10 protein-coding genes are annotated in these 8,868 nt (G+C 32.2%); 9 read left to right on the top strand and 1 reads right to left on the bottom strand.

Features of this window, described 5'->3' with window-relative positions; translation table 11 throughout:
* Window positions 1-744: 744 nt before the first annotated feature.
* The 9 genes from rpmH to NSQ15_RS12080 all read left to right on the top strand — a co-directional run bounded on the left by rpmH (window position 745) and on the right by NSQ15_RS12080 (window position 8,009).
* Window positions 745-882 carry a 50S ribosomal protein L34 gene (rpmH, locus tag NSQ15_RS12120; RefSeq protein WP_000240855.1) on the top strand — a complete coding sequence of 46 codons (138 nt, stop codon included), beginning with the start codon at window positions 745-747 and terminating at the stop codon, window positions 880-882.
* Between the two features lie 189 nt (window positions 883-1,071).
* A complete protein-coding gene (gene rnpA / locus NSQ15_RS12115; protein WP_017636722.1) occupies window positions 1,072-1,419 on the top strand; it encodes a ribonuclease P protein component in 348 nt (115 codons plus the stop codon).
* Window positions 1,420-1,585: 166 nt separating this feature from the next.
* The gene (mnmE, locus tag NSQ15_RS12110) at window positions 1,586-2,965 is read left to right on the top strand and encodes a tRNA uridine-5-carboxymethylaminomethyl(34) synthesis GTPase MnmE (protein WP_017636721.1); all 1,380 of its coding nucleotides are present in this window, start codon (window positions 1,586-1,588) and stop codon (window positions 2,963-2,965) included.
* An 84-nt stretch (window positions 2,966-3,049) separates the two neighbouring features.
* Window positions 3,050-4,927 carry a tRNA uridine-5-carboxymethylaminomethyl(34) synthesis enzyme MnmG gene (gene mnmG, locus NSQ15_RS12105; protein WP_070451767.1) on the top strand — a complete coding sequence of 626 codons (1,878 nt, stop codon included), beginning with the start codon at window positions 3,050-3,052 and terminating at the stop codon, window positions 4,925-4,927.
* On the top strand, window positions 4,927-5,646 hold the full coding sequence (rsmG, locus tag NSQ15_RS12100) for a 16S rRNA (guanine(527)-N(7))-methyltransferase RsmG (protein ID WP_017636719.1): 720 nt from the start codon (window positions 4,927-4,929) through the stop codon (window positions 5,644-5,646). Before mnmG ends, rsmG begins: the two co-directional genes overlap by 1 nt.
* Window positions 5,647-5,688: 42 nt before the next feature.
* Window positions 5,689-6,528: a nucleoid occlusion protein gene (noc, locus tag NSQ15_RS12095; protein ID WP_017636718.1), complete on the top strand. Its 840-nt coding sequence runs from the start codon at window positions 5,689-5,691 to the stop codon at window positions 6,526-6,528.
* 201 nt (window positions 6,529-6,729) lie between these two features.
* Window positions 6,730-7,089: a DUF3147 family protein gene (locus tag NSQ15_RS12090; protein ID WP_070451769.1), complete on the top strand. Its 360-nt coding sequence runs from the start codon at window positions 6,730-6,732 to the stop codon at window positions 7,087-7,089.
* 19 nt (window positions 7,090-7,108) lie between these two features.
* On the top strand, window positions 7,109-7,504 hold the full coding sequence (locus tag NSQ15_RS12085; protein WP_029056637.1) for a DUF3147 family protein: 396 nt from the start codon (window positions 7,109-7,111) through the stop codon (window positions 7,502-7,504).
* Complete coding sequence (locus tag NSQ15_RS12080) at window positions 7,470-8,009, top strand: TetR/AcrR family transcriptional regulator (RefSeq protein ID WP_070451771.1); 540 nt, start codon at window positions 7,470-7,472, stop codon at window positions 8,007-8,009. Before NSQ15_RS12085 ends, NSQ15_RS12080 begins: the two co-directional genes overlap by 35 nt.
* Window positions 8,010-8,180: 171 nt before the next feature.
* Here NSQ15_RS12080 and NSQ15_RS12075 read toward each other — a convergent pair whose 3' ends face one another.
* Complete coding sequence (locus NSQ15_RS12075; protein WP_126567327.1) at window positions 8,181-8,855, bottom strand: YIP1 family protein; 675 nt, start codon at window positions 8,853-8,855, stop codon at window positions 8,181-8,183.
* Window positions 8,856-8,868 lie beyond the last annotated feature (13 nt).

Genomic DNA, 8,868 nt, shown 5'->3' with positions numbered 1-8,868 from the left:
AAATAACTCCATCTTTCTCAAAAATTTTTAGTTATACACAAAAATAACACCCGTGGATAAAAATAATCACAGCATGTTAATAATTATCCACAAGTTAATCACAGATAGTGGATAACTTAATTCATACTATGATTTGTTCACAGACTTTTTGTATATAAATCTAATAAATAAATCCTTATAAAATCAATGATTAAACGACTTATCCACACAATTATACTTTTTCAGTCAGATAGATGTCAAATGACTGTGAATATGTTCGTAAAAGATGTGTAAACTTGTGCATAGTATAGTAATTATCCACACAGAAAACACGAATCACTGTTGATAAGTGGATAACTCAACGTCATACTTATTAATAATGAAAATAAGGGACTATAACAGTTTGGGAAATAATTTATAAAGCTGTATGAAAAATGAATATGAATAAGAGGCTATGTTTTTAAGAAAATAAAAAATCACGAATTATAGTTAAGATTAAATCGTAATAGCGTATTAAAATGAGCTTGCTTTATAAGTAGTAATTTGTTATATTGTAGTAGTTGCTTGAAATATGACTAGATAATAAGTATATTAAACCAAGAATTTCTTATAGCAGTCAGTCAATAAGAGGTATCTCTTATATATAAGTTTTGTTGCTATTACATTAATAGTTACACACTTTAACAATTTATCTATCTATGAAATTTATCAGGAAGTTTAATCCTGGAGATGTTAGATAACTTAATAAAGATGGAGGTGTTTTGCATGGTAAAACGTACTTATCAACCAAATAAACGTAAACATAGTAAAGTTCATGGTTTCAGAAAACGCATGAGCACTAAAAATGGCCGTAAAGTCTTAGCGCGTCGTCGTCGTAAAGGCCGTAAAGTATTATCTGCATAAGATCACTGACTCATCAGTGGTCTTTTTTTTCGTTTAGAATAAGAAAAGCTAACTAACTTCAGATAAATGATACAACTAGACTTCAATTGAAATCAGCGTTTTCCCGATAAATGCTGGTTTATTTTTAGTTAAAAAATGAAATGAGTTATAATAATGCAGTAAGAGAATTTAATAAGCGAGTGATGTTTGGTGGAAAAAGCGTACCGTATAAAAAAGAATTCAGATTTTCAAAAGATATATAAAAAAGGAAAGTCTGTTGCAAATAGACAATTCGTTGTATATACCTATGACAATAGTGAACAAGAACATTTTCGCTTAGGCATTAGTGTTTCAAAAAAGATAGGAAATGCTGTCACAAGAAATAGAATTAAGAGAGCGATAAGAGAAAATTTTAAAGTTCATAAACAAGATATGATCTCGAAAGATATTATAGTTATTGCAAGACATCCTGCAAAAAATATGTCGACATTAGAAATACAAGGAAGCTTAGAACATGTTCTCAAAATAGCTAAAGTATTTAATAAGAAGATTAAGTAGGGTGGGGGAAGAGAAAAAGGGGCGGACTTTTAGACAACCCTAAGTCTAACCTCAGACAACCCTAAGTCTAACCTGTCTATTTCAAAACAAGATAATAGCTTTTTAAAAAGAAACAATTTACAATATAATATTGAAAATTTACTTGAATAAGGAGGCCAGCCTAACAATGGATTTTGATACAATAACTAGTATTTCAACGCCAATGGGTGAAGGTGCAATTGGTATTGTGAGACTCTCAGGTCCACAAGCAATTGAAATTGGCGATAAGTTATATAAAGGTAAGAAAAAATTAGCAGAAGTAGATTCACATACAATTAATTACGGTCATATTATTGATCCGGATACTAAAGAAACAGTTGAAGAAGTTATGATTTCAGTTTTAAGGGCACCTAAAACTTTTACTAGAGAAGATATCATCGAAATCAATTGTCATGGCGGTATATTAACAATTAATCGTATTTTAGAATTAACAATGACACATGGTGCACGTATTGCTGAACCAGGTGAATATACAAAACGAGCTTTCTTAAATGGAAGAATTGACTTATCTCAAGCAGAAGCAGTAATGGATTTTATTCGTTCTAAAACAGATCGTGCTTCTAAAGTAGCGATGAATCAAATTGAAGGTCGTTTGAGTGATTTAATTAAACGTCAACGTCAATCAATATTAGAGATACTCGCACAAGTAGAAGTGAATATTGATTATCCTGAGTATGACGATGTAGAAGATGCAACCACAGAGTTTTTATTGCAACAATCTAAACGTATAAAACAAGAAATTAATCAATTACTAGAAACAGGCGCTCAAGGTAAAATTATGAGGGAAGGACTCTCAACTGTTATTGTAGGTCGACCAAACGTAGGTAAGTCTTCCATGTTAAATAACCTTATTCAAGACAATAAAGCGATTGTGACTGAAGTAGCTGGTACCACACGTGACGTACTTGAAGAATATGTTAACGTCAGAGGCGTACCATTAAGATTAGTAGATACAGCAGGTATTCGAGATACTGAAGATATCGTTGAGAAAATAGGTGTTGAACGATCTCGTAAAGCACTTAGTCAAGCAGATTTAATCTTATTTGTATTAAACAATAATGAAGCATTAACAGAAGATGACCAAACGTTATATGATGTCGTTAAAAATGAAGATGTCATTGTTATTATCAATAAAACAGATTTAGAAACGAATTTAGATATAAATGAAGTAAAAGAAATGATTGGTGACACACCATTAATTCAAACGTCTATGTTAAAACAAGAAGGTATTGACGAATTAGAGATACAAATCAGAGATCTATTCTTTGGTGGAGATGTTCAAAACCAAGATATGACATACGTATCAAATTCACGACATATTTCATTACTTAAACAAGCAAGACAGTCTATTCAAGATGCGATTGATGCGGCAGAATCTGGTATTCCGATGGATATGGTACAAATCGATTTAACCCGCACTTGGGAAATACTAGGTGAAATCATTGGTGAGTCAGCAAGTGACGAACTTATCGATCAATTATTTAGTCAATTTTGCTTAGGAAAATAAGGATTTACATGATTAAAGGCAGTCAAAAATAAAATCAAAATGTGAGATGTATATAGATTTACGATCAATAAGGAGGTTAAACAATTGGTTCAAGAATATGATGTAATTGTAATTGGTGCAGGCCATGCAGGTATTGAAGCAGGTTTAGCATCAGCAAGACGTGGCGCTAAAACATTAATGTTAACAATCAATTTAGATAATATCGCTTTTATGCCATGTAACCCATCTGTTGGTGGCCCAGCTAAAGGAATAGTTGTACGTGAAATAGATGCATTAGGTGGACAAATGGCAAAAGCAATAGATAAAACGCATATCCAAATGCGTATGCTGAATACTGGTAAAGGACCTGCTGTAAGAGCATTACGTGCCCAAGCAGATAAAGTACTATACCAACAAGAAATGAAAAATGTCCTTGAAGACGAAGAAAATTTAGATATCATGCAAGGTATGGTAGATGAATTAATTATTGAAGATGAAGAAGTTAAAGGTGTACGTACAAATATTGGTACTGAATACCGTTCTAAAGCTGTTGTTGTAACAACAGGTACATTCTTACGCGGTGAAATCATTCTTGGTAATATGAAATATTCAAGTGGTCCTAATCACCAATTACCATCTGTGACATTAGCAGATAACTTAAGAGGATTAGGTTTCGAAGTTGTACGATTTAAAACAGGTACACCACCACGTGTAAATTCTAAAACAATTGATTATTCAAAAACTGAAATCCAACCAGGTGATGAAGTTGGACGTGCATTCAGTTATGAAACAACTGAATACATTTTAGATCAATTACCATGTTGGTTAACTTATACAAATGATAAAACGCATCAAGTTATTGATGATAACTTACATTTATCAGCAATGTACTCAGGTATGATTAAAGGAACTGGACCAAGATATTGTCCTTCAATTGAAGATAAATTTGTACGTTTCAATGACAAACCACGTCATCAACTATTCTTAGAGCCAGAAGGACGTAATACTAATGAAGTTTATGTACAAGGACTTTCAACAAGTCTACCTGAACATGTTCAAAGACAAATGTTAGAAACAATCCCAGGTCTAGAAAAAGCAGACATGATGCGCGCAGGTTATGCTATTGAGTATGATGCAATTGTTCCAACTCAATTGTGGCCAACACTTGAAACGAAAATGATTAAAAATCTTTATACTGCAGGTCAAATCAATGGTACTTCTGGTTATGAAGAAGCGGCTGGACAAGGTATTATGGCAGGAATTAATGCTGCTGCGAAAGTATTAGGTAAAGAGGAAGTTATCTTAAGTCGTTCTGACGCTTATATCGGCGTTTTAATTGATGACTTAGTAACTAAAGGAACTAACGAACCATATCGTTTATTAACATCACGTGCAGAATATCGTTTATTGCTACGTCATGATAATGCTGATTTACGCTTAACTGATTTAGGTTATGAATTAGGTATGATTTCTGACGAACGTTATGAAAAATTCAACCACAAACGTCAACAAATTAAAGATGAAATTCAAAGATTAACTGAAATTCGTATTAAACCAAATGAACATACTCAATCTATAATTGAAGCAAATAATGGTTCTAAACTTAAAGATGGTATTTTAGCAATTGATTTATTACGCAGACCAGAAATGACTTACAATACTATTCTAGAAATTTTAGAAGAAGACCATCAATTACCTTCAGATGTTGAAGAACAAGTTGAAATTCAAACTAAATATGAAGGTTACATCAATAAATCATTACAACAAGTTGAAAAAGTAAAACGCATGGAGAAAAAGAAAATACCTGAAGACTTAGATTATAGTAAAGTGGATAGCTTAGCTTCTGAAGCAAGAGAAAAATTAGCTGAAGTTAAACCATTAAACATTGCACAAGCATCAAGAATTTCAGGTGTAAATCCAGCAGATATTTCAATTTTACTTGTGTATTTAGAACAAGGTAAACTTCAAAGGGTGAATCAATAATGAGTATAGAATGGCTATCTGAGAAATTAAAAGAACACGACATCGAATTATCTAACACTCAAAAAGAACAATTTCAGACATATTATCAGTTACTTGTTGAATGGAACGAAAAAATGAATTTAACAAGTATTACCGATGAACATGGTGTTTATTTAAAACATTTTTATGATTCCATTACACCTAGTTTTTATTACGACTTTAATGGACCATTAACTTTATGTGATGTGGGTGCAGGTGCAGGTTTCCCTAGTATTCCATTGAAAATTATTTTTCCTGAATTAAAAGTTACTATTGTTGATTCATTAAATAAACGTATTCAATTTTTAAACCACTTAGCAGATGCTTTAGGACTACAGGATGTAAGTTTTGTTCACGATCGCGCAGAAACATTTGGTAAAGGAGACTACAGGGAGTCTTACGATATCGTTACTGCTCGTGCTGTAGCCCGTTTAACAGTACTAAGTGAATTATGCTTACCATTAGTTAAAAAAGGCGGACAATTTATAGCTTTAAAATCATCTAAAGGCGAAGAAGAGTTAGATGAAGCCAAGTTTGCGATTAATGTGTTAGGTGGTAACGTGAAAGAGACGTTTAACTTTGAATTACCAGAAGATGCAGGAGAAAGACAAATGATTGTCATTGATAAACGACGACAAACATCTAAGAAATACCCGAGAAAACCCGGTACACCCAATAAATCCCCTTTACTTGAAAAGTAAGATGTGATGATATAGAAATAAATGAGAGGGAGCGAATGGATTATGAAGAAACCTTTTTCAAAATTATTTGGTTTAAAAAACAAAGATGACATCATGGGTTCTATTGAAGAAGACCGAAATAATAATGTTGAGTCCATTCATATTGAACGTATCGTACCTAATCGTTATCAACCACGACAAGTATTTGAACCAAGTAAAATCAATGAACTTGCTGAATCTATTAAAGAACATGGATTATTACAGCCAATTGTAGTAAGACCAATCGAAGAAGATATGTTTGAAATCATTGCTGGTGAACGTAGATTTAGAGCAATGCAGTCGTTAAATATGTCTCAAGCAGATGTGATTATTCGCGATATGGATGATGAGGAAACTGCAGTTGTTGCACTTATTGAAAATATTCAACGCGAAAATTTATCCGTCGTTGAAGAAGCGGAAGCCTATAAAAAACTACTTGAACTTGGTGATGTGACACAAAGTGAATTGGCTAAAAGTCTAGGTAAGAGTCAAAGTTTTATTGCCAATAAGTTACGTTTACTTAAATTAGCACCTAATGTTATTACACGATTAAGAGAAGGTAAAATAACAGAACGCCATGCTCGAGCTGTCCTTGTACTATCACATGAAGATCAAGAAGAATTGATTGAACAAGTCATAGCACAGAAATTAAATGTGAAACAAACAGAAGATAAAGTTCGCCAAAAAACTGGTCCTGAAAAGGTTAAAGCACAATCATTCCAATTTTCACAAGATGTGACACAAGCGCGAGATGAAGTAGGTAAAAGTATCGAAGCTATACAACAATCAGGTTTATATGTTGAACAAAAAGATAGAGATCATGATGATTATTATGAAATTAAAATAAGAATATATAAGAAATAGCGATAACTCCTTTTGTCTGTAACTGACGGAAGGAGTTTTTTATGTTGATACTAATTAGAAAAGACCTAATGGACGGCTGTATCAAACGTTAATAATTAGAAAATTAGGTATATTTATTTTAATCTTTACAAGATAGTAGGACAGTTTTAAACTAAAAGTAAACGAAACGTTTCGTTTAATAATTAGCAAAGAAGGATTATTGTGTTCGGAATATCTATTTCAAGTGCGATACTTCATTTTGTCATTGGTGGGTTTGCAGTAGCATTAGCTTCTATTATTGCTGACAAAGTTGGTGGTAAATTAGGAGGTATAATAGCAACAATGCCTGCAGTCTACTTAGCAGCAGTAATAGCATTAGCTATAGATCATCGTGGAGATTCGCTCGTTAAAATGTCTATGCATTTAAGTACAGGTGCAATTGTCGGTATTATCTCCTGTATTTTAACTGTATTTTTCACCTCAATTTTTATAAAAAAGAAAGATTATAAGAGTGGTACAGTATTTGCCGTATTATGTTGGTTTATTATTTCTGTAGCTATTTTTGTAGTCAGACATTTATAAAAAGGGAGGTACATTTTTGATGAAATTAACAATAATTAAGTTTTTAGTTGGAGGCTTAGCAGTATTAGTCAGTTACATCGTATCAGTAGTACTTCCTTGGAAAGAATTTGGAGGTATTTTTGCTACGTTTCCTGCAGTCTTTTTAGTGTCTATGTTTATATCTGGTATGCAATATGGAAATAAAGTAGCTATGCATGTCAGTAGAGGTGCGATTTTCGGAATGACTGGTGTTTTATTCAGTATATTAGCTACATGGGGCATGCTAAAGGTAACAAATATTTGGTTGCTTAGCATTATTGTTGGATTTATAGTATGGTTTGTTAGTGCATTTATAATATTTGAAATCGTGGAAGTCATTGCACGAAAAAGAAGGGAAAAATATGGCTGGAAGACCGAAAGACCCAACAGTAAATAAAAAAATTTATCAAGAAATTAATCGTTTATTAGAAACAACACATTTTAAAGATATGACCATTGATCAGATTGCTGAAAATACAAGCGTATCAAAGGCAACGATTTATCGTCGATGGAGAGACAAAGAATCAATGATTGTTGATATGTTTGTCGACCAATCACGTATCATTGAGCCAGAATTCGATACTGTATTTGATAATTTATATGACTTTTTAATCAAAATAATGAACATCTACAAGACACCTTTAGGTAGTGCAGTGATAGAAATTCTAATTAGTAATCAGCAAACTGAAGCAAAAAATAAGTTTATGAAAGAATACTTTGAACGTAATAGAAGTATTTTAAAGTCAATTATTAGTAAGGATATTGATGAAGCCGACCAAGATTTATTTATAGATATTATTTTTTCACCTATTTATTTTAATATTTTAATTAAACCACAATCACTAACTAAAGAGTATATAGAAAATATGTTGAGCGTTGCTTTAAAAGCTTATGATATATAATTTTACGACGTCCTGGGTAGAGGGCGTTTTTAATTTGTCTAGAATAAGGGGATAGTCTAAAGGAAGTCTTATGAAAGCTATTTTAAAGAGATAGATTATCGCAATTCGATTAACTATACTCATACATAAATATATCCTGAGACACTTTCCTATGTCCCAGGATAATTAATTTTATTGCATATTAGCTAAGCCTTTCATAGATTCTGTAAACGCAGCTCCTCCTAGCGTAAAGCCAACCATCACGATTAAGGCAATGACTGCCCATATAATAGATGCTTTTTTAGAAAGTTTACTTGTACCGTAATAAACTGTAAAAATAACATAGGCAGCTAATAAATTCGATAAACTAAAGGCGGCTAAATAATTATTACCCTTGTCGAATATATTCAGGCTATCTAATTGAGTTTCTGGAATTGTAAGACCAAATAATGCTTGTATCGCATAAACAATAATTGAAAATGAAGTTGTAATGATTAAGTAAGAGATAGATGCAGAAAAAATATGTATTGCTTGTGCATCAGATTTCATAATTTTAGAGATAACTAAGAAAATAACAAATGTGATTAATAATCCTAGGATAAGACCACCAATTGATTGTCCAATAGTAACTGCTAAATTGAATTGGTTTTGTTTATCAATTTCAGATTGGCTCATTCCCATATCTTTGAGCATTTTGGTGTTGTCAGTTATATGTGCAGTTAAAAGTCCTAAAATAATAGATAACACAATAAGTACAATTAATTTCACTATCCATTTAGGATTTTGACGGATTTTTCTAAAGTGATCAACAAAAGGTAAGTTAGAACTTGTCGCTTCTTCAGTCTGTGCTGCATTAGATTGTTCCATTTATGTATCTCTC

Source organism: Staphylococcus sp. FSL W8-0774 (genome assembly GCF_038006785.1).
GTDB classification, from domain to species: domain Bacteria; phylum Bacillota; class Bacilli; order Staphylococcales; family Staphylococcaceae; genus Staphylococcus; species Staphylococcus pasteuri.
Note: the sequence above shows the minus strand (reverse complement) of the source record. Positions and strands in the feature narration are given on the sequence as shown.

Bases quoted from the DNA above. Each gene is read 5' to 3' on its own strand.
- rpmH (WP_000240855.1), top strand. From the start codon at position 745: ATGGTAAAACGTACTTATCAACCAAATAAACGTAAACATAGTAAAGTT.
- mnmE (WP_017636721.1), top strand. From the start codon at position 1,586: ATGGATTTTGATACAATAACTAGTATTTCAACGCCAATGGGTGAAGGT.
- rsmG (WP_017636719.1), top strand. From the start codon at position 4,927: ATGAGTATAGAATGGCTATCTGAGAAATTAAAAGAACACGACATCGAA.
- noc (WP_017636718.1), top strand. From the start codon at position 5,689: ATGAAGAAACCTTTTTCAAAATTATTTGGTTTAAAAAACAAAGATGAC.
- NSQ15_RS12085 (WP_029056637.1), top strand. From the start codon at position 7,109: ATGAAATTAACAATAATTAAGTTTTTAGTTGGAGGCTTAGCAGTATTA.
- NSQ15_RS12080 (WP_070451771.1), top strand. From the start codon at position 7,470: ATGGCTGGAAGACCGAAAGACCCAACAGTAAATAAAAAAATTTATCAA.
- NSQ15_RS12075 (WP_126567327.1), bottom strand. From the start codon at position 8,855: ATGGAACAATCTAATGCAGCACAGACTGAAGAAGCGACAAGTTCTAAC.